This window comes from Pseudoalteromonas maris (genome assembly GCF_049257235.1).
In the GTDB taxonomy this organism is placed as follows: Bacteria; Pseudomonadota; Gammaproteobacteria; order Enterobacterales; family Alteromonadaceae; genus Pseudoalteromonas.
In genome coordinates this window covers 37,896-62,381 of the sequence record NZ_JBMMUF010000003.1, presented here as the reverse complement: position 1 = coordinate 62,381, position 24,486 = coordinate 37,896, and the positions used below count along the sequence as shown (strand labels likewise).

General features: G+C 45.5%; 18 protein-coding genes and 1 tRNA gene. 10 read left to right on the top strand and 9 right to left on the bottom strand.

Features of this window, described 5'->3' with window-relative positions; all coding sequences use genetic code 11:
* Window position 1: 1 nt before the first annotated feature.
* Window positions 2-2,140 carry a proteobacterial dedicated sortase system histidine kinase gene (pdsS, locus tag AAEU32_RS05195; RefSeq protein WP_421969465.1) on the bottom strand — a complete coding sequence of 713 codons (2,139 nt, stop codon included), beginning with the start codon at window positions 2,138-2,140 and terminating at the stop codon, window positions 2-4.
* The gene (gene pdsR, locus AAEU32_RS05190; protein ID WP_421969464.1) at window positions 2,141-2,833 is read right to left on the bottom strand and encodes a proteobacterial dedicated sortase system response regulator; all 693 of its coding nucleotides are present in this window, start codon (window positions 2,831-2,833) and stop codon (window positions 2,141-2,143) included.
* Between the two features lie 343 nt (window positions 2,834-3,176).
* On the opposite strand from pdsR, the gene AAEU32_RS05185 reads away from it, so the two are divergent.
* The 4 genes from AAEU32_RS05185 to AAEU32_RS05170 all read left to right on the top strand — a co-directional run bounded on the left by AAEU32_RS05185 (window position 3,177) and on the right by AAEU32_RS05170 (window position 10,061).
* Window positions 3,177-8,189, top strand: coding sequence for a S8 family serine peptidase (locus AAEU32_RS05185; protein ID WP_421969463.1), 5,013 nt, complete (start codon window positions 3,177-3,179; stop codon window positions 8,187-8,189).
* Window positions 8,190-8,387: 198 nt separating this feature from the next.
* The gene (locus AAEU32_RS05180) at window positions 8,388-8,645 is read left to right on the top strand and encodes a hypothetical protein (protein ID WP_421969793.1); all 258 of its coding nucleotides are present in this window, start codon (window positions 8,388-8,390) and stop codon (window positions 8,643-8,645) included.
* A gap of 14 nt (window positions 8,646-8,659) precedes the next feature.
* Entirely contained in the window at window positions 8,660-9,283 is a 624-nt protein-coding gene (gene pnuC, locus AAEU32_RS05175) for a nicotinamide riboside transporter PnuC (RefSeq protein ID WP_421969462.1), read from the top strand.
* Window positions 9,276-10,061, top strand: coding sequence for a phosphotransferase (locus AAEU32_RS05170; RefSeq protein ID WP_421969461.1), 786 nt, complete (start codon window positions 9,276-9,278; stop codon window positions 10,059-10,061). The genes pnuC and AAEU32_RS05170 overlap by 8 nt, the downstream gene beginning before the upstream one ends.
* Here AAEU32_RS05170 and AAEU32_RS05165 read toward each other — a convergent pair.
* The 3 genes from AAEU32_RS05165 to AAEU32_RS05155 form a co-directional block, all read right to left on the bottom strand.
* Complete coding sequence (locus AAEU32_RS05165; RefSeq protein ID WP_421969460.1) at window positions 10,058-10,240, bottom strand: helix-turn-helix domain-containing protein; 183 nt, start codon at window positions 10,238-10,240, stop codon at window positions 10,058-10,060. The two genes, AAEU32_RS05170 and AAEU32_RS05165, sit on opposite strands and share 4 nt — an antisense overlap.
* A 138-nt stretch (window positions 10,241-10,378) precedes the next feature.
* Window positions 10,379-11,896 carry a tetratricopeptide repeat-containing sulfotransferase family protein gene (locus AAEU32_RS05160; protein ID WP_421969459.1) on the bottom strand — a complete coding sequence of 506 codons (1,518 nt, stop codon included), beginning with the start codon at window positions 11,894-11,896 and terminating at the stop codon, window positions 10,379-10,381.
* Window positions 11,897-12,005: 109 nt separating this feature from the next.
* Window positions 12,006-14,474, bottom strand: coding sequence for a TonB-dependent receptor (locus AAEU32_RS05155; RefSeq protein WP_421969458.1), 2,469 nt, complete (start codon window positions 14,472-14,474; stop codon window positions 12,006-12,008).
* Window positions 14,475-15,058: 584 nt separating this feature from the next.
* Here AAEU32_RS05155 and AAEU32_RS05150 point away from each other — a divergent pair.
* Window positions 15,059-15,133: transfer RNA gene (locus AAEU32_RS05150), tRNA-Arg, on the top strand.
* A gap of 348 nt (window positions 15,134-15,481) precedes the next feature.
* A complete protein-coding gene (locus AAEU32_RS05145) occupies window positions 15,482-16,666 on the top strand; it encodes a GGDEF domain-containing protein (protein ID WP_421969457.1) in 1,185 nt (394 codons plus the stop codon).
* A 16-nt stretch (window positions 16,667-16,682) separates the two neighbouring features.
* Here the strand turns inward: AAEU32_RS05145 and AAEU32_RS05140 are convergent, their stop codons facing one another.
* Entirely contained in the window at window positions 16,683-17,429 is a 747-nt protein-coding gene (locus AAEU32_RS05140; protein ID WP_421969456.1) for a transporter substrate-binding domain-containing protein, read from the bottom strand.
* Between the two features lie 143 nt (window positions 17,430-17,572).
* Here AAEU32_RS05140 and AAEU32_RS05135 point away from each other — a divergent pair, with 143 nt between their 5' ends.
* Window positions 17,573-18,550, top strand: coding sequence for a S41 family peptidase (locus AAEU32_RS05135; RefSeq protein ID WP_421969455.1), 978 nt, complete (start codon window positions 17,573-17,575; stop codon window positions 18,548-18,550).
* Between the two features lie 25 nt (window positions 18,551-18,575).
* Here the strand turns inward: AAEU32_RS05135 and AAEU32_RS05130 are convergent, their stop codons facing one another.
* The gene (locus AAEU32_RS05130; protein WP_421969792.1) at window positions 18,576-19,547 is read right to left on the bottom strand and encodes a zinc transporter ZntB; all 972 of its coding nucleotides are present in this window, start codon (window positions 19,545-19,547) and stop codon (window positions 18,576-18,578) included.
* Window positions 19,548-19,725: 178 nt separating this feature from the next.
* On the opposite strand from AAEU32_RS05130, the gene AAEU32_RS05125 reads away from it, so the two are divergent.
* The 3 genes from AAEU32_RS05125 to AAEU32_RS05115 are packed head-to-tail and all read left to right on the top strand — an operon-like array spanning window position 19,726 to window position 22,113.
* Entirely contained in the window at window positions 19,726-20,160 is a 435-nt protein-coding gene (locus AAEU32_RS05125) for an ATP-dependent zinc protease family protein (RefSeq protein WP_421969454.1), read from the top strand.
* A gap of 2 nt (window positions 20,161-20,162) precedes the next feature.
* The gene (rimK, locus tag AAEU32_RS05120) at window positions 20,163-21,068 is read left to right on the top strand and encodes a 30S ribosomal protein S6--L-glutamate ligase (protein WP_421969453.1); all 906 of its coding nucleotides are present in this window, start codon (window positions 20,163-20,165) and stop codon (window positions 21,066-21,068) included.
* A complete protein-coding gene (locus tag AAEU32_RS05115) occupies window positions 21,055-22,113 on the top strand; it encodes a succinylglutamate desuccinylase/aspartoacylase family protein (RefSeq protein ID WP_421969452.1) in 1,059 nt (352 codons plus the stop codon). Before rimK ends, AAEU32_RS05115 begins: the two co-directional genes overlap by 14 nt.
* Window positions 22,114-22,151: 38 nt before the next feature.
* Here the strand turns inward: AAEU32_RS05115 and AAEU32_RS05110 are convergent, their stop codons facing one another.
* Window positions 22,152-22,664: a mechanosensitive ion channel domain-containing protein gene (locus tag AAEU32_RS05110; protein WP_421969791.1), complete on the bottom strand. Its 513-nt coding sequence runs from the start codon at window positions 22,662-22,664 to the stop codon at window positions 22,152-22,154.
* A gap of 124 nt (window positions 22,665-22,788) precedes the next feature.
* Window positions 22,789-24,459: a BamA/TamA family outer membrane protein gene (locus AAEU32_RS05105; RefSeq protein ID WP_421969451.1), complete on the bottom strand. Its 1,671-nt coding sequence runs from the start codon at window positions 24,457-24,459 to the stop codon at window positions 22,789-22,791.
* Window positions 24,460-24,486: the final 27 nt, after the last annotated feature.

Sequence of the window (24,486 nt, the reverse complement as noted above, 5' to 3'; positions counted from 1 at the left end):
TTTATGAATTGCGTATCGGGATCTGCACTTCGATACGCACGCCATCGTTGTCAGGCAAATTACTGGCGCTTACTTTTCCTCGGTGGTAATCAGTAATGAGCCTGACTATGTATAGACCCAACCCTAAATGAGGCTGTTGTTGCTTATCTTGGCTGCGTACCGACACCATGGAGTCAAAAATGTGATCGCCAATATCACTTGGCAGTGCAGGACCTTGATTGTCAATGGTCAGTATCGCCAACGCATTATGTTGTACGAGCTTTACTGTGATGGCGCGGTCGCTATGAGTAAATTCCAGCGCATTATTGATGAGTTTATCGAGTAGTTGCGCAAAAAAGTCCGCTGAGCCGTTCACTGGTATTGGCTGCGACATCACCTCAACCTCAAATTTAGCGTTGGCATAAGCTAGCGCGTAACCCTGCATACACCCTTGCACAACCTGAGCTAAGTCATAGTCCTCACGTGCTGCCGTATTGATACTTTGTTCAAGGCGGGTCGCTTCACTCATGGTGGTGATGAGTTTGTTCAGTCGCATCACCCCTTCTTGTGCGCGAGTGAGGTATTTCTGTTGCTGTGGCTCAGTTGCTGTTAATTGTAAATTCTCAAGTGAACTGCGAACCACCGCAACCGGGGTGCGCAATTCATGCGACAACCGCGAAGACATATTCTCAAGATAATGGGTATAACCACCAAGACGATTAACAATGTTCGCGAAACTACGTGATAAGTCGCCAATCTCATCGCTATCTTCACTAACCGTTAATTGTGAGCGCACTCGGCCTTGCTCATCAATGGCTTGCTCCGCACTGTCACGCAAGCGGCGAATGCGAGATGAAATACGTGAAGCAAAGAAAAACAAGGAAATGGTGCCAATCAACATGACCGCAATAATCACGTTAAAGAGTTTCTCCAGCGCTTTGTTACGCAAAGTGCGAACACCATTGGTTGTTTCCTCGGCTATCACCGCACCAAGCACTTGATCGTTCCCCCAAATAGGATAAGCGGCGGACAAAATAACTGCCTTATTGTCGGGTGTGATACGCCAATTAGAGGCGGGCTCACCGCGCAAGGCACTGGCAATGTGACTACCCTGCAAAGCTGCAACATCATGCAGAATATCGAGAAAGTCACTCGGTGGTTTAGTCAGAATTTGGTAGTACAGTGGATGCAGAAATTGCGTTTCAAAATCATGCCAAAGCCCTTGCTCTTCGTCGCCTTGCAGCGAGCTCGCCCATACGCCATCGGCATGTTGAATGTTACCTGATTGAGCAAGTACTCGATGATGTTTATCAACGACCCAAATACGGCTACCACTGTGGCCCATACCTTTAATGATGCGCTTAATTTCGGGAGAAGGCAGTAACACGGTGCCCAATGTGCTGGCATCATTGACGTTGGATGTCGCCATTAAGTGGCGTTGCTCGGTGTTGTTATCCCAATCACTAATCGCAAAGCCAAGTTTGTTGCCCAACATATTCAGTGGCATGCGCAGTTCAATATTGTAGCCTACCTCGGTGCGTTTAAAATAGCCTTGAATATCGGTGTAGGGATTCAATTCGGGCAAGGTAAATGCGTTCACCCAGCCGTCCTCGCGAGTTGCGATAATATAGTTCTTAAGCTCACCATGTGGCGACTTTATCGCAATTTTAAGATGATCATTGCGATCCACTGCGAGTGAGTTTTTGCCTCGATATTGCACGTGGTTATCGGTTATAGCAAAAACGGCATAGAGGTGCTGAGAGTATTTTCCAACCATGTGCTTAAACGACAAATCTCGCTCATCGTGTGAAGGGGTGGGGGTTTGCAAATAGGCCCCTTGGTAGTGCCACATTAAGTTTTCATAAGGGAGCCAATCTCCGAGCTCACCATCGAGACGAATCGCATTGTTGATATTGTAGGCATAGAGATCGCGCCCTTTTTCAACTTTGTCAGTAAACTCACTGGCGTTTTCGAATAGTGCGGGGCGCTCATGCAGTGCTGTTGCAAGCGCCCTCGTTGTGCCGACTAAGGTTTTTTCTTGGCCTTTGCGTAGGTACTTTTCCATTTCCCATACATACTCGTAGCCAAGCCAAGGTAGCACAAATAAGAAACACGACAGCAATATGACCTTGCTGCGTAGGCCCAATCCCCATCGCGTCATTTATTTCATTTCCCAGCGGTAACCCATGCCATATACCGTGTTGATACAGTCAAAACTGCTATCAAGCGCTTGGAACTTACGTCGGATCCGTTTGACGTGCGAGGTAATAGTACTGTCATCAACGTAGATTTTGGCATCGCTCATTAGCTCATCTCTACTCTTTACATGGCCGGGGCGTTTAGCCAGTGAGTGCACCATCCAAAACTCGGTCACCGTCAAGTCCACAGCTTGTCCTGCCCAGTTGGCACGTAATCGCTTGAGGTTCAGTTCAAGCTTGTCTTGGGCAATGATTTCTTCGTCTTTTAACAGTGGGGAGCTTTGTGCTTCTACACGACGAAATAACGCGGCAATACGCGCAGCTAAGTGCGCCATGCTGATGTCTTTAGTAAGGTAATCATCAGCACCCATGCGCAAGCCACACACTGTGTCTATTTCACTGTCACGTGCGGTGAGAAAAATAATCGGTAAGGTTTTCGAGCGCGCCCGTAAGCTCTGACACAGCATAAAACCGCCATCAATTTCATGGCCAAGGCCAATATCCACAATAGCTAAATCGGGGAGTTTCTCGTCAAGTGCCTTTTCAGCACTTGCTCTGTCAGCGAAGCCTTGTACTTCGTAACCTTGCCCTTGGAGCATTTCGACATAGTTTTCGCGGATGGCGTTTTCATCTTCAATGATGGCGATTCGTTTCATGGCGTTAGATTTATGATGACTTTTGTTCACTATAACGAAATAAAGTGTCTGTGTGATGAACTACAGCGCAATTGCCATAATTGATCATAATTGGTGTGCTCACATTCGCTAAAGTAATGTTCAGTAATACGATGAATGCCTGCGCTACAAAATAGTACTCAATAGTACAACTTGATACATGTTTGCTCGCGCCTTTGTTGGCAAGGGGTACATGGACGCGGGAGGAACATTTGGTGTGTTAATGGAGTGTGAGCTCTAGTTTACATATTGTTTTCTTTATATACAGCAAAGTAATCTCTTGGGCCGAGCGATTTACGCTCGAACCTTATCAAGGGATAGCATAATGTCTAACAAGAAAACTCAAATAAAAGCATTAGGTCGCAAAAGTACTATTGCGATGCTAACTGCGATGTATGTTGCTGGGGGAGCAGCATCTGCACAGCCGGGCTTTGAAAAAGCGCCGGGCGGCAATTTTTATACCCCTACATTTACAGGTGAAGACCTCGCTAACTACAAAGAGTCTAAAGCACAAACACTTTTTGGTTCAGTAGGTCAACTAAACCGTCAGTATCAAAGTAACTTGCCAAAAAATGTATTCACTCCTAAAGAAGGTGTCACAGGCAAGCATACCTATATTGTACAGCTGCAAGATGATGCGGTAGTAAACTACCAAGGTGACGTCCAAGGTTATGCACCAACTGCGTTGCAAACAACACGCACATACGTTGGTCGCACGCCATTGAACGTGAAAGCGCCAGAAGTTCGAAGCTACAGCCGTTACCTAAAAGACCAGCAAAATAAAGTACTTGGTAATGCAGCCGCTAACGGCGCAAGCATCGAGATGAAGCAGCACCTAACGCTTGCTAACAACGCAATGATTGTTGAAATGACACAACAAGACGCGATGATCTTAGCCAAGCAAAAAGGTGTTAAACGCATCACTGAGAACCGTATTTTTGAACTTCGCACAGACCGTGGTCCAGAGTTCATTGGTGCCGACGCTCTTTGGAATGGTGAAGTTCCAGCTTCGACACTGAGTGTGAAAGGTGAAGGTATGGTGGTTGGTATCATCGATACCGGTATCAACACCGACCACATCGCTTTCGCGGGTGATGAAGAATACGCAAAAACTAACCCGTTCGGCGCTGGCAACTTCGTAGGTGACTGTGTCGAAGAGCCTGAACTGTGTAATGACAAGCTCATTGGTGTGCGTTCTTACCCAGAAATCACCGCTGCTAACCGCGATTTTAGATTTGGTTATCGTAACCTTCGTCCTGAAAATGGTGAAGACTACAACGGCCACGGTTCACACACTGCAAGCACAGCTGCAGGTAACACAGTGATGAACACGCCGTTGCAAACAACCACAGGTGAAGTAACGAGTGATGGTGTTGACTTACCATTCAACTTTGAAAAAACCAGTGGTGTAGCACCGCGAGCGCACGTTATTTCTTATCAGGTGTGTTGGGCTGGTCGCTCTGGTGACCTTTATGCTGGATGTCCTGAATCAGCAATTCTATCAGCGTTCGAAGATGCAATTGCTGACGGTGTTGATGCGATTAACTTCTCAATTGGTGGTGGTGAGTCATTCCCATGGGAAGATCCGATGGAGTTGGCATTTTTGAGCGCCCGTAAAGCGGGTATCTCAGTGGCCGCTGCGGCAGGTAACTCAGGTCCTTATTACTTCTCAGCAGATCATTCGTCACCTTGGGTAACCACTGTAGGCGCATCTACTCACGACCGTGTAATGGACTTAGGTTCGAAAGTTATTAATAACTTCCAAGGTACGCGAGCACCTTTTGCGGGTGAGTATCAAGGTAAGAGCTTTGCCGGTGGTATTACAGGTCCTGTAGTACTGGCTGAGAACTTCCCAGATCCAAACCCGAATGACAGCTATAACGCAGCAAGCTGTAATGTTCCGTTCCCTGCTGGTACATTCACATCAGACCAAATCGTGGTGTGTGAACGCGGCGATATCGCGCGTGTTGCCAAAGCTGAAAACGTTGCAGCTGGTGGTGCGGGTGGTTTCATTCTACAAAACACTAGTTATAGCGATAACATCGTTGCGGATAACTACGTGATCCCTGGTATTCATTTACCTGCAAGCGCGCGTTATTCAATTCGCAACTGGGTGAACGCGAACCCTGTAGGCGAAGCTATTGCGACTATTGGTGAGCCGGTCAATACCTATGGGTTTGATGAAGAAAAAGGCAACCTACTTGCCTTGTTCAGCTCAATGGGACCAAGCCGTTATATCAATAACCTAGTGCCAGATGTGACTGCGCCAGGTGTTGATATTTATGCTGCCAATGCGGACGACCAGCCGTTTACAAATAATCCAGCGCCTTCTGATTGGACGTTTATGAGTGGTACATCAATGGCTGCACCACATGTAACCGGTGCGATGACGCTGATGATGCAAATGCACCCAACGTGGACGCCTGCAGAGATTCAATCTGCGTTGATGATGACCGCTAATAAGGTAAGCATCTTTAACGGATATGCGACCTTAGACCCTTACTTCAACTTTATGGCAGGTGGTGGTTCTATCGATGTTGCTCAGGCTGCAAATGCAGGCCTGATAATGGATGAAACCATTGAGAATTATGAAGATGCTAACCCACGTAATGGTGGTTTGGTTGAATGGTTAAACCTACCTTCGTTGGTAAACCAAGACTGTGAACTTGAATGTAGCTGGATGCGTACCGTAAAAGCGACAAAAGATGGTTCATGGGACGTTTCTGGCTTCGGTTGGGGCGTACAAGGTGAAGAGCAAAGTGCAGGTGTTGAAGTCGTTGTAACACCAAGTAACTTCACGCTACAAGCCGGTGAAACACAAGATGTGATGGTAACGATGAAGCTGCCAAACATCATTGAACACAATGTTGAGCCTTCAGAGCCAGGTGCAGCGTGGAATAACACGCTGAATAAAGACACATGGTTCAACGGTAAAGTTGTATTCAAAAACGTTGAAGGTCATTCACCTGATGCACACTTCACTATGGTTGCTAAGAACACACTGGATGAGCTTCCACAGTCTGTAGACATTGATATGGCGCGCGATAAAGCGTCTGAATCTATCGTGGTAAATACAGACAGCTACAGTGAATTCACGCCAACTTATTATGGTTTGGTTAAACCAACTGAAGTTGAAGCAGAAGTACTCGGTGTAAGCCCTTATGTGACTAAGGACCGTGTTGAAAGCGCGTGGAACGTGGAATCAATCACTGTTCCTGAAGGGACTAAGCGTTTGATGGTTAAGGTTGCTTCTACTGAGCAAACATCAGACCTTGGTAGCCTTGTTGAGCCGCGTTGGCAGGTGAAAAAAGCGCACCTTATTCTGGGCTACGATGCCGATGAAAGCGGTTCATTCATGGTTACTGATGAAGAGATTGCAGAGGATCCACAAGCCCTTATTAAAGCGCTTAACGCTGAGATGGTATGTTACTCATCAAGCAGCGTAGAAGATAACTTCTGTAATATCATCGACCCAGAGCCAGGCCAATATTGGTTCGCGACAGCAGCACTTGGTGCACCTCGTGACGTGACGTACGACACAGTGACGCACTACGCTGTTATTTCTGATGATTACTCAGGTGATTTCACAGTATCAGCACCAGAGGCACACAGTGGCAATGGTAATTATGAAATCGCAATCAACTGGGATATGCCAGAGTCTGAGCTAGGCGATGTGTACTATGGTGGTTTCGCCCTTGGTAATGCGCCAGGTGCAGAAGGCACTCTAGGATTTACGTCGGTTAACTTCACTCGTGACGCGCAAGCACTGACGCTAAATGTGAGCCAAGACGCAGCGCGCGCGATGGACGTGATTGACGTTAATGTTAAGCTCAAAGCGAACTACGAGTCTAAACCTCGTGACTTTAACTTTGAACTTACTATTCCTGAAGGTATGCAAGTTTGGCCTGAAACTATGACCTCGAACAACGAAGCGGTTGCTGAGATGATCAAGGTTGAAGGTAACAAGCTAATGCTAAATGGCACTCAGGATGCAACGCGTAACGTTAAACGTGATTACATCGTGACCAACAACATCACAGACGCAAGCTGTAAAACACCGATGATTGATGAGTACTCAACAGGTGGTTACATTGACTTGCACGGTGAGTTCCGTCTACAGCCTATGGCATCTTGGTATGAAGGTGGATCACGTGAATACTTTGATGTGCCAATTGATTGGTTATTCTACAAGCAAGGCGCAAAGTTTGAAGTTTACAACCAAGTAAACAACAACGAAGTACGTCTACACCCAACAGGTGCAATGCAGTTCACACCACTTTGGTGGATTATGAGCCAACACCGTGGTCCAGGTTTCCTTGTTGAGGCATTGGCACCATTCTGGCGCGGTACATTTGAAGTTGCTTACAAGCGCGACCCATATGATCCAACAGGTCTAACTATTGCATCTCAGTATGCAGAAGAGCGTCCAGACTTAGGTGACTTACTGTTCATGGAATTCGATAACGTGACAGATAAGAACACCGGTGAAACGTTCGACTACGAGGTGATCCTACGCAGTGGTATTGATGACCACGAAGGTAAGTTCGAAGTTATCTACGCTTATGACAACCTTGGCGCAAATGTTGACGACGGTGCTATCTTCATCGAAGGCGGTGACAGCATATACTCAACACGTGCGGGCTTCAAAGACGGCGCACTACACAATGTTGTTGGCTACAACGACTTGGGTAAAGTACTACGCGATGACCTAGTGATCTGTTTTGATTATGTTGGTCCTGAGCAAAGTGAAGTTGAGTTCTCATTTAAAGCAACTGTAAACCCAGAGATGGCTGGTACATCATCAGATATCGCTCTGGCTTACAACTTTGGTGATGAGATGCACACTATGACTCACAACCTTGACGTTAAAGGCAACCTGAAAATGGCTGCAATGGACGACATGGAAGTAGACGAAAATGGTCGCATCGACGGTATCGAAGTGTCTGTACTCGATGCTGATCAGTCACCAAACGAGCTATTAGTAACGGGTGATAATATCACTGCTGAGATCGACGGCATGTCATTCAACCTGATCCCGAACGAGCACTTCCACGGTGCAACTGAGGTAACAGTGACGGTGCGTGACAAAGCGTATAACTCAGACGCGGTATCACAAACATTTATGCTGAACGTTGTATCTGATGGTATTGAGTACGGCTGTACTGATGCATCAGCGACAAACTACGACGCGAATGCAAATACAGATGATGGCAGCTGTCAGTATCCTGTAGTTGTAACGCCTGAGCCTGAAGCTAAAAAGTCATCAAGCGGTAGTACTGGCATCTTCATGTTGCTAGGCCTAGTTGGCATGATGTTAGCTCGTCGCTCACGCGCATAATAAATACTGTTGTAATACAACACTAAAGTGAGAGTAAAGCCCCTTTTTAGGGGCTTTTTTCATGCGCTGAGCAGCCCCTTTATTGCCCTTTGACGTACATTGGCGTTTCAAATTTATGAAAATTAGCCGTTGAGAGTTTGGCAATACCTCGGTTCAGGTTACAATACCGCCAATTTTGTTCCTGAGCACAGTATCAATATGAAATTGTCAGTTGAGATAAGTAAGTATCCCCTGCACCAAGATTACATCCCATTTATCAAAGACTTTATTGATAGGCTCAATGCTCATGAAGGTCTCAAAGTCATAACTAATACCATGTCGACACAAATATTTGGTGACTACGATTTGGTGATGGCGGTGTTATCTCGGGAAATGAAACGCTCGTACGAGCAATTCGGCAAAGCGGTATTTGTGTGTAAGTTCTTACACGGCGACCTTTCACCTGCAGATGCATAGGCAGTAATCGACTCATGGAAACGATCCACACCATTTTATCGGGTTTTTCAGCTATGTCGGGATGGGAATACCTCGCGGTATTACTGTCTATGGCTTATTTGCTATTGGCAATGCGCGAAAACCTATGGTGTTGGCCAGCTGCTTTTCTTAGCACATTCATATATACCGTAATGTACTACAACGGCGCGCTGCTGATGGAGTCGGTACTGCACTTTTATTATATGGGTATGGCTGTCTATGGCTGGTGGGCTTGGCGTTATGGTAAACAGCGGGTGCAAGAGCAGGGCATTACCACATACAGCATAAATAGCCATGTGTGGTTGATTGGTGTAACTACCTTGGTGTCATTGGTTATTGGCTACGTTATGGATAACTACACTCATGCAGATTATGCCTATCTCGATAGTTTAACCACATGTTTTGCGGTGGTTACAACCTACTTAGTCGCCCAGAAAGTGCTAGAAAACTGGTTGTACTGGGTTGTTATAGATGCCGCGTCGATATATCTGTATATCGCAAAAGGGTATTACCCAACGGTCGTGTTATTTGTGTTTTATACCGTTATGGCCATCGCCGGTTACGTGCGTTGGAAAGAGCAATACCAACTTAGGATGGATGAGAAAGAAGTCTATGCCTGAGTCTGTAGGGCGCATTCGTGAATTAGTCGCGGCTTTTGCGCCAGATATTCAGATCAATCAAATCACCTTCTTGCCCCAAGGGGTGAGTAATGAAAATTACCGGGTTGATACACCCGATAGAATATTATTGGTGAAGCTTTACGGTCGCGCACTTCCAGATGCTGCAATTAAGGCCCAGCATGCATTAGCAAAATTGGGCGTGTGCCCAGAGCCGTTTTATGTGGATGCGGCACATCCGGTGGCCATATTCGACTATTTGCCCGGCACCATGGCGACACAATTCGATCACCATCAAGCAGTGACAAAATTAGTACAAATTCACCGTTATCAGGCTAATACCGAACGCTTGGATTTACACTACGAACTTCATCAATATCGCAATGAGGCCTTTTATCAAGATTACGCTGCGCAGCTTGAAAGCGTTGTGCAGCAGACTCGCACGCTAAAAGAAGATTGGTGTTTTTGCCACAACGATCTGATTAAAGAAAATGTGATCAGTCATCGCCAACAGTGGCACTTTATAGACTTTGAATATGCGCAGCTTTCCGATAGGTATTTTGATTTAGCTATGCTGACTTTGAGTTTTGAGTTGTCAGCGCGTGAGCAACAGGTATTTTTTAGTCATTACTTTAATGCCATCAAGCTCACTGGAAATTGGCAAAAATTCAAAGCCATGCAGAAGCTTGTGGCGGCATTAAACTACTTTTGGTACGAACGTCAGGGCGTACAGCAGCGTGTTGCAGGAGCTAAAGCTCAGCTGGATAAGTTGCTCGGTTAAATACCTCCGAGTCGCTGTGCGAGTTCTTTGTATTTCTCTACGTCAGTTTTCTCAAACATGGGGTCGCCGTTATCATCTTGGCTTTTGGCAATGAGTAGGCTTTCGCGCGCTAAGCGTTTTACGCGTTCTATTTTTACACCAAGAAATTCAGCGACTTGTTCTGAGGTCATTAAATCCATTGTTGGGCTCCACGGGTGATCATAAGTTTTAATTAAAGCCCATCTTAGCCCCATTGTCACAGATAATACAAAAGAATAATTCTACAATTATCTGTTTTAAAAAGAGTTACACCGTAATTTTAAAGTGAAATTTAACGCTCAATATTGTTCGTATTGTGCTTTGTAATGCTGCCAGAAGCCAATCGAGCGGGTATTTAGCGGTTGGCGTATTTGTAGTTTACTGGCTGTTGCGCAGGCACTCGCTGTGGTGTAAAACGCCAAGCTATCATTTTGCCAAGGAAGCGCGCAAAAGTCGTACAGCGTGCGGATCACTGGTTCACCTTGCATGGCCAATTGCTCATAGCGTTGAATCACGACATTGTGAGGGTATTTGTTGGCGAAGTGCGATGCCAGCATGACATAGTCATCGTAAAATGCTTGGATATTGCTTAAGTCAAAAGCGTAATGATGAAATGGGCTTTGTACTTGATAAAGCTGGCGCATATTGGCGATGCACGTATCCTCTTTATCGCGCAGCATCAACACAATCTTGGCGTGCGGAAATGCCGCCACAATAAAATCAATGTAATAGAAATTGAATGGTTGTTTGTCACAGCCACGCTCACAGGCACCTTTGAGTTGGTTGTAGCGTTGCAAGTATGCGTCAGCGAGATGAGTTAAGTTAGCGTGTGCGGCGCTTTGAAGTATCTGCGTTGAGACAATGCCCCCTCCTTGTACATTACTTATTTGTTTCACTAACTGGGCAATATCGTTGAGCTCCCCCATAGAAGCAAGTTGTGTACTTTGACATGCAATTTTATCCAGCAATGTGGTGCCAGAGCGCGGCATGCCAGCAATAAAAACGGGTTGTGCGCGCTCTTTAGTAGCTGATAATACAGGAAGTGTCATGATGTCTTGGCAGAAATCATGGTGCCTTTTGGCATCAAACTGTACACGCCCATCTTGCGCCTTTTTACTGTGTTCAAAAGCAATAAATGCTTCATGAAATTCTTCAAGTTTCTCGTGTTCCAGCGCTTTTGCGTGTAGCAAGTGTTGTTGTGCTAAAGGCGAGGCAGGGCGCGTTAGTAGCGCACTAAGTTGCTTTATGTGAGCAGGTGCATCTTCAGTGTTACTTTGTTGCGCCAATATGTAGTGCGCGCGATGGTGAGCAGGATCCTTATCTAAGGCTTTGTGCAGCAGCGCAATCGCCTGTTCTTGTTGACCTACAATGGTGTGACTTATGGCGCTATTGACTAGAATGTCAGCGTTCTTTGGCTCATGTTCCAACGCGTTAAGTTGGTATTGATGAGCCGTTTCATAGTGGCCTAGGCGAGTATGCAGATTTGCAAGGGTATCCAAGATGATGGCATCGTCAAAAGTATCGCTCTCTAACTGGGCCAATATGCATTGGCAACCACTCACATCACCCAGTAAATACAGGTATTTTGCTTTGGCAACATGGTAATCAGATTGTTGCGATAGGCTCAGTGCTTTATCAATGACCTTCAGTGCTTTGTGTAAATCCCCCGCTTGCATATTAACCTGCGCCAGCAAAGACCAAGCTAGGTGATCGTTTGGTGCATGTTGCAGTGCCTGCACTAAACGATGATGTGCCTGCTGTAGTTGGCCTTGTGCCAATAAGCGATGGATGTCATTAACGAGCGTGGGTGTTGTCATAAGTGTATGAGTGATTAACAAAGTGCGAATGATTTACCAAGATAATAAAACGCTTAGGTGAGTAAAGTAAAAAGGGCAGCGAATGCTGCCCTTTTTGTGCGTGTTGTATTTACAGTTCAAAGTTGTATGTAAACTTCACACCAATGGTACGCGGTGTAGTGATGTAGTGACCATATACACGTTGTAGCTCCGGTAACTCGCGGTTTTTCGCTTCAAATCGTGCATCACCAGCCCATGACTTATCACGGCGTGTTGATGTAAACGCATACTTATCGAATAAGTTGTTCACGTATACAGTTGCACTCCACATATCACCTGAGATTTGTGCTGATAAGTTGCTTAGCGCATAACCTGGCAACACTTCACCATCTGCTTTTAGACCCACTTTAGTGTAGACGTCGCTTTGAGCGGTAATACCATAGTTAATGTTCAGGTATTTATCACCAAATACTTCTTGCTCATAACCGATACCCATAGAGGCCTGATGTTCAGGCGCACCCGGTAGGCGATCGCCGTCAGCACCGTCATAGTATGGTTGCATTACTGCGACTTCTTGCGCGCTGAAGCCGTCTTCTTCTTTGATTACATCGAATAAGAATGGCGCATCTTCAGTTAACTCAGCTTTCGCATATGAGTAGGTTGCATACATGGTCCAGTTGTCACCAATAAGCGCACGTGTAGATAGTTCAACACCTTGAGAGCGTGCAGAGCCCGCATTTGAGGTAATGATCTCTTGACCGTTTACGGTAGTTGATTGGATTTGTGCATCATCCCAGTCAACGCTAAATAATGCCGCGTTGAAATGAAGCTTGTTGCCCAACCACGTTGATTTAATACCTAGCTCATAGTTGGTCGTTGTATCTGGTGTATAAGCTAACTCATTAGGGAGTGCGCAGACAATTTGCTGATCTGGTAATACATCAGGGCATGACTCTAAACCGTTACTACCACCGATACGGAAGCCTTCACTAATAGTGAAATAGGTCACAACACCATTATCAAAAGTGTAGTTGGCATTGAGCTTAAATAGGCTACCGTCATCTTCTGCTGACGTTGGCTCAAGCGCAATATCTTGCACTGTTGAATATAAAACATCGTCGTACACGTCATAAAGTGGTGTAGCTGAACCTGATTTAGATTCAATTTCATACTCATAGAAACGCGCACCAAGCGTTACAGTAAGTTGATCATTAAATGCATAGCCCACTTCACCAAACAAGGCCTTTTCCGTTGTCTCAGACTGAGATAGGGCAATGTATTCTAAGTCGTCTTCGATGTTTGGAACATCAGAGCCGTAATCGAATAGATCAAAGTTTGGTGCGTACTCGCGATCGTCTGACTTGCTTTCAAATTTGTTGTAGTAACCACCTACTATCCAGTTCCATGGACCGTCACTGCTTGATACTAAACGTAGTTCTTGAGTGAAGCTGTCTTGATCGCTGGTGTCGTTGGTGTAGCCCACAAATGCAGGGAACGCGGCATAGCCACTCCAGATATCGTAAAGAAGATCAGTTTGGTCACGCTGCCCTTGCTGCTCGTAGGTTGACCAACCAGAAGCAGAGACTAACTCAGCAAAACCCAAGTCAGCTTTTAGCTCTAGGCTTAATAATTCATCTGTTTGCTCATTTGGCTCTTCTACACGGTATGCTGAGTCGTATTTACCCACGAGATCATGCATTGGATTTTGTGGGCTAATAGAGCCATATTGAGTAATTGAGTTACCGCCGTGCTCTTGCTTTTGATAGAAGTAATTCAGCGTGCCTTCAAACGTCTCGTTAGGAGCCCAGCGTAACGAGATACGTGCAGTGGTGATGTCTTCATCATTGGCATCTTCAACTTGTTTGATGTTGGCTGCAACGTCATCGGCATTTGACCAATCAGGGTCAGGTAATGACACACCCGGCTCACGCACAACAAAGTTATAATCAAGGTAACCTGGGTTGTGGTAGTGATTAACGCTAGCACGAACCGCTAATTCATCTTCGATAAGCGGCGTATTGAACACAAAACCTGCTTCGCCACCCATGCCGTCACTTTGCGACAACGAGAATAAGTCGCCAGTGATTTGGCCTTCAGTCATATCAAGTACAGGCTCGTTAAGCATGTAGCGAATCGCGCCACCTAACGTACCAGCGCCATACAACGTACCTTGCGGGCCAATCAAAACCTCTACGCGTTGAACGTCAGTTAAACGTAGGTTGATGTTCAGTGGGATTTCACCTAAGTACGTGGCAACTGTACCGCTGTCTGAAGCGCGTTCTGATGAGTTAGTATTAAGGCCACGAACAATGATAGGCGAGCCTTCACGACCACCCTGATCTGTGATGGTTAAACCTGGCACCCAGCGCGCAACATCTTCGAGTTGGGCGATGTTCTGATCTTTCATCACATCTGAGTCCATAGCCGTGATATTCAAAGGTGCCTCTTGTGCAGAGCCACTACGGCGAGTTGCCGTGATTTGAATAACTTCTAAAGACTTTTCTTTTTTGGCTTCTGTTGCCGCTTCTTCTGCAACAGCAGTATTAAAGAAGCTACTGGCAATTGCCGCAGCAACGAGCGTAGGCTTAAATGTTTTCATTGTCCGATGACCCTGTAATGTATATGTAGCAAAGTTGTATTGCATATATGAAACACGTTAACTTTGTGTTTGCAACCCCTTGAAATGGGTAAAAATATTTATATGCACTTAGTTTGCTTTTCTATGCTTTTTTGCCGATAAATCGTGAATTTTCGTGCAAAAAAAGATAGATGAAAATTTTCTAAGTATGCATTTCACTCATACAGAGCGCTCAATGTTGTGCTGATGTGACCACCAAGCTAATGGAGCGTGCTCATTACTGGCAATGAATACTTAGGTACTCAAAAAGCGCTTAAGTGAATTTTGATGCAATTATATAGAATTTTCATTCATTCGCTAGATGCTTTTAGTTAACTTTGTGTCGTAATTTTGTAATTTTTATGTGTATTTGTGCGCTTTTTAAGGTTTTTACCTTAAAAAGGGATGAATTGATGCATATTTAGCCTGAATGTTGAACTAATATGTCCCCTTGGAAATCACGCCCTAATGAAAGCTGTTGAAATAATCGCCATAAGAATCAGTAGGGCTAGTATTTAGCGGGTTATCTCATTACTATACACAGGTCGTTGTCCTGACGACTTCATGCTCTCGTGGTGAAATGGATATCACGTGGCCCTCCGGAGGCCAAGTTCCAGGTTCGATCCCTGGCGGGAGCGCCAGTATTAACATGTATGTGTATTGTTGCGTATTCTCTAGTCACTCTCATATCGAAAGCATCATTAGCGAACTGCTTGTTGGTGAGCGTCTCATTGCAATGAGGAATAGATGACATCCGACTGTTTATTCACCTAGCTGCAGCTAAAATCCCCCCTTTTGTTTGACTTTTTTCGCTTTTTTTACTTTTTTATATATCGGGTTGATATAAATTTCATGTCAATTTTGCGACGATTTTATCCGCTCAGTGAGGTAGGGGAAGCGGGAGAATAATGGTTTAGAGTGCTTCCAGTTTATACGTGTTTCAGCAGCTTGTAGGTTAGAGCTAGGCACTAGCAAGGAGAACAAGCTGCATGGATCAGTTTACCATCCTCATCATGATCGTTATTTCCAGTGCGATCATGACCCTGACCATGGTGTCAGACTACATTTTTGACTCTAGTCAAAAACATACGCTAGATTGGGCTTTTGCTGGTGCTGCCTTTTCGGTGGCGAGCACCCTAGCGGTGTTTGATCAGTATCACGCAATGGCACAGCCAACCGTAACTGTGTTTCTCAATGCTTTTTTTATTATAGGTCATGCACTTATTTTAAAAGGCTGTCTGCGCCTGATGGGGCATCAATCTGGCTACTTTGCTGTGGTTGCACTCTCTATAATTGTTGTGGCAATACAATTTGTTCCAGCTGTCGTTGCTTCAGCGCAGCTTAGAGTGCTAATCCTTTCTCCTGTCGTTATTGTCATAAACCTTGCAGCTCTGACAGTGCTCGCGAAGCACCTACGATCTAAGGAGTTTAGGGGGTTATTACCCTTGATTTTAAGTGTTTTTATGTTTCTGGTGCTTTATATCCTGAGATTTATATCGATGGCTCAAGGCGATGGGGGCATTGAGTATATAAAAGAAGGCTTTGTATATATTGGTAACTTTCTTCTTTCTTCATATTATTTCTTGTTGACCGTATCGCTGATATTCACCAATTTTTGGTTTAGTGAACAAAAACTCAAAGCGATGGCCGTGACCGATAACTTAACTGGGTTTTTTAATCGCAATGCTCTCGTTCCATTTGTTTCTAAGGCGTATAACTTTGCCAAGCGAGAAAACCTAAGGCTGGCGTTTATCATGATTGATGTTGATCACTTTAAAAAAGTTAATGATGAATATGGCCATCATGTTGGGGATAAAGTGCTACAGCGCATATCGTCAGTCGTAACAGGGTATATCCGAGAGCAAGACTCGGTCTTTAGAATGGGTGGTGAAGAGTTTTTATTGGTGGCTTTGAAAACTGATTGTGATGGCGCAATTATCTTAGCAGAACGTCTGAGGGAGGCCATATCTCAGTGCACCATCGCTGTATCTAACGAAGAAGAAATCCAGATTACTGTGAGCATTGGTATCAGTACTAATTCATCACATGATGACAATTGGCAAGGCGCCATAGAGAGGGCTGACTACGCCTTGTATGAAGCAAAACACAATGGTCGAAATCGCGTGCAAATGTCCTCGCCATCATTGTGTTATGGCACAGTGCAATCAGCGTGACGCCATTAAAGACTCTTTAGTTGCCTGCATCAAGGTGCAGCTTTAGCACCGAGTATGTCTCGCAATCTTTATTCACAAAAATACCAATTGGCATGGACATTAACGGTGCGTCCGCAAGCGCCACCTCTAGGGTTGGATCCATATTCTGTTGGTATGATGCAACGCTATACTTATCCCCCATTGCAAAATTCACTCTGCCCTTTTTGAGCATCTCTAACCCTTGATATATGGATTCTACAAACACTAATTCTAACCCGCGTTGAATCAGTTGCTGGTGCAACTCTCCTTCTTTGGAGGGCCTGAGCACAGCCACTTTTTTATTGGTGAATGGCACTCCACCATAGAGTTTAAAATTAGGTTGCAAAGTAGCCGACACAAGGGTTATGTCGATGGTCTCTCCGAGTGGCACAAAGTCACTGCCCAAATCACCTTGTTTGGGAGGGTAGAAGCTCGCGCACCAATCCCCTTGCGCAATCGTTCGTTGTGCTCGTGCAGGAGGAACAATATCAGCCGATAACTCTATTGGTGCCTGCTTTAACGCCGAGCGCAACAACTCAAAAGCAACCCCATTTGATTCTTGTAAGGCAGTAGTAAAAGGAGGGTATTCGACTGCGATAACAGTGACGTTTTGCTTAGGTTGCGTGTTTGCGTTTAACGCAAAACTGCTAACGAGTATGGCAGCAGAACTTAACTTGAATGCTAGCGTGCGCTCGTGAAAATCCGCTTTTTTGAGGTGTGTGTATAGAAAGTCGCGAATTCGCATTTGTGCACTACAGAGTATTCAATCATGGTCGCAATGTATTTAAGAGTAGTATACGGCGAGTGCATTTATACGTTGATCACGACAAAAACTTCACACTTGTATTGTTACCCTCGTGTCATCAATCACAGTGTGAGATTAATTACATGAATAAGATCATTCCTTTGCTGGTCGCTTTGTTATCAGTTGCAGGCTGCCAGCAAAGCCATTTAGAGATATTCCCACCCCTTGAGAATGAGCAGCTGATGGTGCAAAAGTTCTCTGTGGAGCAGATGCGAGAGGATATCGATGCATTTGTTGATGGTGCGATTAGCCGCCACCCCGATATACAAGAGTACGCGGAGCTCAGATTACTAAAAGACAAAGCTGCGCAACTCAAATCCGGCATTACCCACCCTCTTACGCGCACAGAGTTCTACCGAGTTGTTGGTCAATTGTCACCGTATTTTCAAGACGGGCATTCCTTTTTATTGTGGCCATACCAAGAACTTAACAAGGCACTCGATGCAGGGCATAAAAAATTTCCGCTTGCGGTGCTTATTACCAATGACGGTCGCTTGCAAATAAAACACAGCTATCGACTTAACAGTACACAAGTGCCGCGCCTTAGCGAGATAAAGTCCATTAATGGTGTCGATAGTGAGACCATTGTTGCAAAGTTGATGAGTTATGCTGGGGGTGAAACCGAGCTGTTACGTCGACATTCGGTGGCCATGAGATTCGGTACATCATTGTGGGCTAGTTATGGTTGGCTAGACACGTTTAATGTAGAAATCTCATCGCCAAATGGTATTCAAAGCATATCGATTAACCCTCAATATAGCTGGCCTGTAGCGAGTGAATCGACTCATCAAAGTGCAGACAAAGCACATTATTATTTGCAGTTATCTGATGAAGTGGGGTTTATCTATCTTGCGCATTTTGATGTGCCCATCGAAGAGTTTAGCCAATTTATCGATCACACGTTCGCCACTATTCGCAAACAAAACATTCAGCAGTTAATCATAGATGTTCGTGATAACCCCGGAGGCAACACCGATACAGTGACATATTTGGCGCGTCACTTCGCACGTCTACAGTGTACAAAAGCCGCGGTGTCATTGCCGCGGCTTTTATGCTGTTAGCGCAAGTGGCAAAGGCCACCTAAACTCATAGCCACTTTTTGAGTTTGAAATAAACGGCTATGCCGCCCGTTAATACAACCAAGGCGATAACAAACAAGGGGAATGCAACATCTGACTCAGTGCCTGGGATCCCCCCAATGTTCACTCCCAACAGGCCGGTGAGAAAGCCAAGAGGCAAGAATAGAGCGGCAACAACCGACATGACATACATGCGAGCGTTTAGCTGCTCAGAGACTTGGCTGGCGACTTCTTGTTGAATAATTTGCGCGCGCTCAATGTTCAAATCCAGCTCTTCTAAGTAACGTACCAGGTGGTTGGTGGTTTCTCTGACGCGGGCTACATCGCTTTCTTTGAGCCAATGAGGTCGCTCGTTGAGTAAGGCTCTCAAAGCCTCTTTTTGTGGGCGAATGTAACGTTTTAGACCAATCGTTTGGCGGCGAACTTGCGACAGTGCATTGTGGTCATACGCTTTGGGAGTGCTGTCGACAATGTCTTCAAACTCATCCATTTTATCTTCTAAGTTATCAATCACATCTTGCATGCGCGAGGTGAGATTTTCACACAGCTGGCAAATCAATGATGAGGTATCACTTGGGCCCTTGCCTTGTCGCAGAGACTCAGCAAGCGCGCTAACCGAAAGAAGACGACGATGACGTGTTGAAACAATCAGGTGTTCTTGCACGCACAAACGAATTGAGACCATGTCGTCAGGAGTTTGCTCAGGATTAAGGTTTACGCCACGTAAAAACATCAAGCTCGCCTGAGCATCAGACACAACACGAGGGCGCGTTTCACCCGCCATGAGTGCCTGCTTTGAAAAGTCACTCAGTTGCGCAGCATCAAGAAACGCTTTTGCATCGTCAAGTTGATAATCTAGGTGTAGCCATAAGGTGCCGTCTTCACGATTCCAGGTACTAATTTGTTCTGCACTGGTGAGTTGTTTGCTTATCCCGCCGCGGCCATCAAGTACTAAGGCATGAATTAGTGCGCTCATTATCGTATTCACTTTTTATTCGTGTGTATTTCCTCTATCCTTGACTACAACTTCGTAGAGATCAATTAATTAAATTAATCGACGCGAGTAATTTAATTCACTTCCCTTTGTGGTGAATTACCGTATAAAGCGGTTTTTTGACAACTGCTCCTCAATAAGGAGCACTGATCCGGTAGCCATTATGAATAATAAAATACTAGTGGGTTGGCGCGAGTGGGTCGCTTTACCAGACTTAGGCATCGAGCAAATTAAAGCAAAAGTGGATACAGGTGCGCGTACTTCATGTGTGCATGCATTCAAGGTTGATCCTTTTGACAAAGATGGTGAGCAATGGGTCAGGTTTTGGGTGCACCCAAACCAAGATGACTCAGATACAGAGCTGGTGTGCGAAGCTAAAGTAAAAGATGAGCGCACTGTGACTGATTCAGGTGGCCACAAAGAAATGCGTTATGTGATTGAGACCACACTGAGTATCAATGCTCAGCAATGGCCGATTGAAGCTACCCTAACTAATCGCGATACAATGAAGTTTCGTATGTTACTTGGACGCACCGCAATGGAAGGCAGGATCGTTGTAGATCCTGTACTATCACACCAGACAAAGTTAAAAGGATAACTATGAAAATCGGTATTTTATCGCGCAATAAAAACCTATATTCAACTCGTCGCTTAATTGAGGCAGCGCAGGCTCGTGGACATGAAGTACAGGTGTTAGATGCACTTCGTTGCTATATGAACATTAACTCCGATGAACCTGAAATACACTATAAAGGTGAAAAGCTAGAGGGCTTCAATGCGATTATCCCTCGCATCGGCGCGTCAGTAACATTTTATGGCTGCTCGGTTTTACGTCAGTTTGAAATGATGGGTGTTTACCCTGTAAATGAATCAGTTGCTATTACTCGCTCACGAGACAAACTGCGCTCATTACAATTACTATCACGCAAAGGCGTAGGTATGCCAGTAACAGGCTTTGCATCAAAACCAGATGATGTTAAAGACTTACTGGAAATGGTAGGTGGCGCTCCGGTAGTAATTAAGCTCCTAGAAGGCACGCAAGGTATTGGTGTGGTGCTTGCTGAGACGCGCAAAGCTGCAGAAAGTGTTATTGAAGCTTTCATGGGCTTAAAAGCCAACATCATGGTGCAAGAGTACATCAAAGAAGCAGGCGGTGCAGATATTCGCTGTTTCGTAATTGGTGACAAGGTAATTGCAGCGATGAAGCGTCAAGCGCAAGAAGGTGAATTTCGCTCTAATTTGCACCGCGGTGGCAGTGCAAGCCTCGTGCGTATTACCCCAGAAGAGCGTAAAACAGCCGTTGCCGCAGCTAAAGCAATGGGCTTGAATGTTGCAGGTGTTGACTTGCTGCGCTCAGAGCGTGGACCTTTGGTGATGGAAGTAAACTCGTCGCCAGGCCTAGAAGGTATCGAAGTAGCAACCGGTAAGGATATCGCGAGCATGATTATTCAATTTATCGAGAAGAACGCAAAAGCGAAAAGGACACGCACACGTGGCAAGGGCTAAGAAAAATTCACCTTTTACGATACTCTCTGAGCAAGTAGCCCCCGGGGAGCGTCGTGAGTTTGAATTAGAAGCTGCAAAGCTCTACACCCACTCACCATTGACGATTAACTTCGAGGTGGTGCATGGTGTGGAGCCGGGCCCCACTTTATTGGTCTGTGCAGCGATTCACGGAGATGAGCTAAACGGCATTGAAATTGTGCGACAAACACTCGCTAAAATCGATGCCAACAAGCTCCGTGGAACCTTAATAGCGGTGCCCGTTGTTAATGTGTTTGGCTTTATTCACAAGTCCCGTTATTTGCCTGATAGGCGGGATCTCAACCGCAGCTTCCCAGGCTCAATTCGTGGTTCTGTCGCCGGACGCATGGCGCATACGTTTTTTAACGAAGTAGCTGTGCTGTGTAGTCACATTATTGATTTGCATACAGGCGCAATTCATCGCACGAACTTACCGCAAATTCGCGCTGATTTAAGTAGCGATGAGACGGCTAAGATAGCCAATGCGTTTGGTACTCCAGCGGTGATTAATGCATCTTTACGTAATGGCTCGTTACGCTCGGAAGCAGCAGAACGGGGTATTCCCGTGATCACCTACGAAGCGGGTGAAGCGCTACGCTTTGACCCGATAGCTATTGCCGCGGGTGTGCAGGGCGTTGAAAATGTAATGCGTAAATTGCGCATGTTGCGCGGAAAGCGCACACGTAAACAACCAGAGCCGGTGATTGCCAGCGCCACAAGTTGGATAAGAGCAGACATCGACGGCATTATTCGCGCTCAAGTTTCCCTTGGCGAGCGGGTGATGAAAGGACAGGTTTTAGCGTATATCAGCAGCCCATTGGGCAGCTCTGAGTGCGAAATGGTGGCACCACGCAGTGGTATCGTTATCGGCCAGCAAACATTGCCATTGGTTAATGAAGGGGACGCGGTATTCCATCTTGCCTATTTTGCTCACGCAAACAGCCTTGTGGAGCAACAGCTTGAGCATTTCATCGATGAAATTAGTGACCTAGATGATGAGTTAAAGACCGCTGAGCTCAATAACTAAAGCTCTATGACTTAAATGAAAATAAGCGCTTTGAGCGCTTATTTTTTTGGTCCGATTATCTTGCGAATAGGTTTGGCTTTTTGTGGTGGTTTGTTTAGCACCATCACCGGGCGGGTCACAAATAAGTTGTTAGGATAGAGTACCTTGTGGCCGTCGATATGCTCCAACACCACATTCATAAAGCCCATCTCTACAATCCGTCCCTCGATAAAGTTGGCACCATCAATCACTTTTACCCAATAGCCAACGCGGCAATCGTTTTGCACAAACATCAATAGGAAAGATGTCAGATTAGACAGCAGTGACCAACCAGCAAATAGCGCTACACCGAGCATCGCGAAAAGGCTCGAACCGATAACCAGCAAACCACGCAGCTCAATGCCCCAAAACACCAGCAGCACACAGGTTAATACAAAGGCGAGTAATAGTTTTAACAGAAACTGTGCTCTTTGCTTACGGTGTGGGTCTACCCTTCCGCGTATGGTTTTATTGAACAGTTTGACCAGTAACCGCGCAAAAATAGGAAACAGAATAATGGTTGTAAGGGTGATGGCCCATTTGTAGTTGTCGGTAATGATGTCTACGAACGACACAGTGAATCCTAATCAATGAAGGTGTTTATCTGAAGCATGCTGTATAGCATACAAAAACACGCTAACCAACTGATTGTAAGGCTTAGAAAGAATTTTTTACGGTGATAAGCCACTGTAATGAATCAACGTCATCAGGGCGATTAATGGGGCGAGCAACGTCAAAGTGAATAACCGTACCCGCGTTAGCGCGACTTGGCGCAAGGCGCAAACCTAAGCCTACATTTTGGCGAAAGTGAGTCGAGGAGTCATTGCTGTTTTGCCATGCTTGACCGCCATCGTAAAAGGCCGCACCACCAACGCGAAATAATTGCCACAGGTTATATTCCCAATAGTAGCGCTTTTCGATGCTCACCAGCGCCCTGCGATCACCTTGTTGGTAATCACTTGGATAACCTCGCAAGCCCGTATCACCCCCGAGGGTGAGTTGTTTATCTGCCGTCAGACCTTGAGCGCCATCTAAGTTAACTTTAACGTACCAAGATTCATCGCTATCACTGTTGTAAAAGTATTCCGCTTGGGTAGAGAGCATTAAGTTTTCGGCTTTAAGGTCTTGTTCAAGCACTGCGCCATTAATACCTACTTGCCAACGCCACAGGCTATTTTGATTGATGTAATGACTGCGGCTGACGTTGAGTTTGATAATATATCGGCTGATATCATCACTTAAAGACTCTGGTGAGTAGCCCAGCAAGGTATTGATTTGCCATCCTAAATTAAGATCCTCTGTGCGTGTTATGGAATCGATGTTATGTACTTTGACATATTCATCTTGTAACCAATTGACGCTGACATAGGGATAAGAAAACACGCGTTGCTTTGCAAGCGGTAGATTGGTGTTATCCAACTCATAAAAACGTTCTTTTTGGTAGTGATAACCCACAACGATACGTCGTGTCCAATCATCAGCAGGTGAACTCGAGCGCCCGTAAAATAAGCTGCTCTGCGTGGTGTGTTGGGAGAACTCGCTGATCTCTTCACCTTTGTCATAGAGCCTTTCTACTCGTCGATTGCTGCCATTAGAGAAGCCATAGCTGGTGGGAGTGGCCAACGAGAAAAACGGGTAAGACAACGACACCCAGTGGCGCTCGCCATCATCGTTATCGGCATATTCAATACGGCTGCGATAGCGACTACCCAGTACGTTTGGGTCGGCATAAATAAATTCATAGCCGGTGCGATCGCCATCATTAGTACGTGCTAAGGAGATACGTTTGCCCCAGCCTAAGAAGTTGCTGTCGCGAAACCCTATGGTTGAACGGTTGTCGCCACCGCTGCGACTGAAGCTAATTTCAGGAAGTAAGGTCCACAACTCTTTGGTTTCAACGGTAACATCAACACTGCCATCACAATACTTAAACGCGTATATGCGTGCATCGTACAGGTATTCTTGTTCACGTAATAAGCGTTCCGACTCGCGCAAAAGCTCAGGGTTGTATGGATCTTCTTGTGCAAACAATAGAATGTTTTGCAGCACTTGTTGGTCGGTCATTATGTGCATATCGTTGGCTAGACGAAAAAGCCAATTGTTTTCTTCGGGTTTGTCGGTATCGAAAATGTTGTTTTGCACAAAACGAATTGAGCGAATATAGCTGGTGGTATCTGCCTCGGGAAGAGGCTGAGTATCTGTTAGCTGACGCGATAGTAAGGACTGCTCTTGATTTGCTTGTGTCGGATTGATGCAGCCGCTACCCGCGGCATAAGCTTGCCCCATTGCTATGGTTAAAATTCCTATGGATACAAGCAGTTGCTTCATTCAGATGCGGTCTTTTGATGTTGGTGT

What these genes read in the sequence shown, in the direction of transcription:
- pdsS (WP_421969465.1), bottom strand. Translation starts at nt 2,140, where the DNA reads ATGACGCGATGGGGATTGGGCCTACGCAGCAAGGTCATATTGCTGTCG.
- pdsR (WP_421969464.1), bottom strand. Translation starts at nt 2,833, where the DNA reads ATGAAACGAATCGCCATCATTGAAGATGAAAACGCCATCCGCGAAAAC.
- AAEU32_RS05185 (WP_421969463.1), top strand. Translation starts at nt 3,177, where the DNA reads ATGTCTAACAAGAAAACTCAAATAAAAGCATTAGGTCGCAAAAGTACT.
- AAEU32_RS05180 (WP_421969793.1), top strand. Translation starts at nt 8,388, where the DNA reads ATGAAATTGTCAGTTGAGATAAGTAAGTATCCCCTGCACCAAGATTAC.
- pnuC (WP_421969462.1), top strand. Translation starts at nt 8,660, where the DNA reads ATGGAAACGATCCACACCATTTTATCGGGTTTTTCAGCTATGTCGGGA.
- AAEU32_RS05170 (WP_421969461.1), top strand. Translation starts at nt 9,276, where the DNA reads ATGCCTGAGTCTGTAGGGCGCATTCGTGAATTAGTCGCGGCTTTTGCG.
- AAEU32_RS05165 (WP_421969460.1), bottom strand. Translation starts at nt 10,240, where the DNA reads ATGGATTTAATGACCTCAGAACAAGTCGCTGAATTTCTTGGTGTAAAA.
- AAEU32_RS05160 (WP_421969459.1), bottom strand. Translation starts at nt 11,896, where the DNA reads ATGACAACACCCACGCTCGTTAATGACATCCATCGCTTATTGGCACAA.
- AAEU32_RS05155 (WP_421969458.1), bottom strand. Translation starts at nt 14,474, where the DNA reads ATGAAAACATTTAAGCCTACGCTCGTTGCTGCGGCAATTGCCAGTAGC.
- AAEU32_RS05145 (WP_421969457.1), top strand. Translation starts at nt 15,482, where the DNA reads ATGGATCAGTTTACCATCCTCATCATGATCGTTATTTCCAGTGCGATC.
- AAEU32_RS05140 (WP_421969456.1), bottom strand. Translation starts at nt 17,429, where the DNA reads ATGCGAATTCGCGACTTTCTATACACACACCTCAAAAAAGCGGATTTT.
- AAEU32_RS05135 (WP_421969455.1), top strand. Translation starts at nt 17,573, where the DNA reads ATGAATAAGATCATTCCTTTGCTGGTCGCTTTGTTATCAGTTGCAGGC.
- AAEU32_RS05125 (WP_421969454.1), top strand. Translation starts at nt 19,726, where the DNA reads ATGAATAATAAAATACTAGTGGGTTGGCGCGAGTGGGTCGCTTTACCA.
- rimK (WP_421969453.1), top strand. Translation starts at nt 20,163, where the DNA reads ATGAAAATCGGTATTTTATCGCGCAATAAAAACCTATATTCAACTCGT.
- AAEU32_RS05105 (WP_421969451.1), bottom strand. Translation starts at nt 24,459, where the DNA reads ATGAAGCAACTGCTTGTATCCATAGGAATTTTAACCATAGCAATGGGG.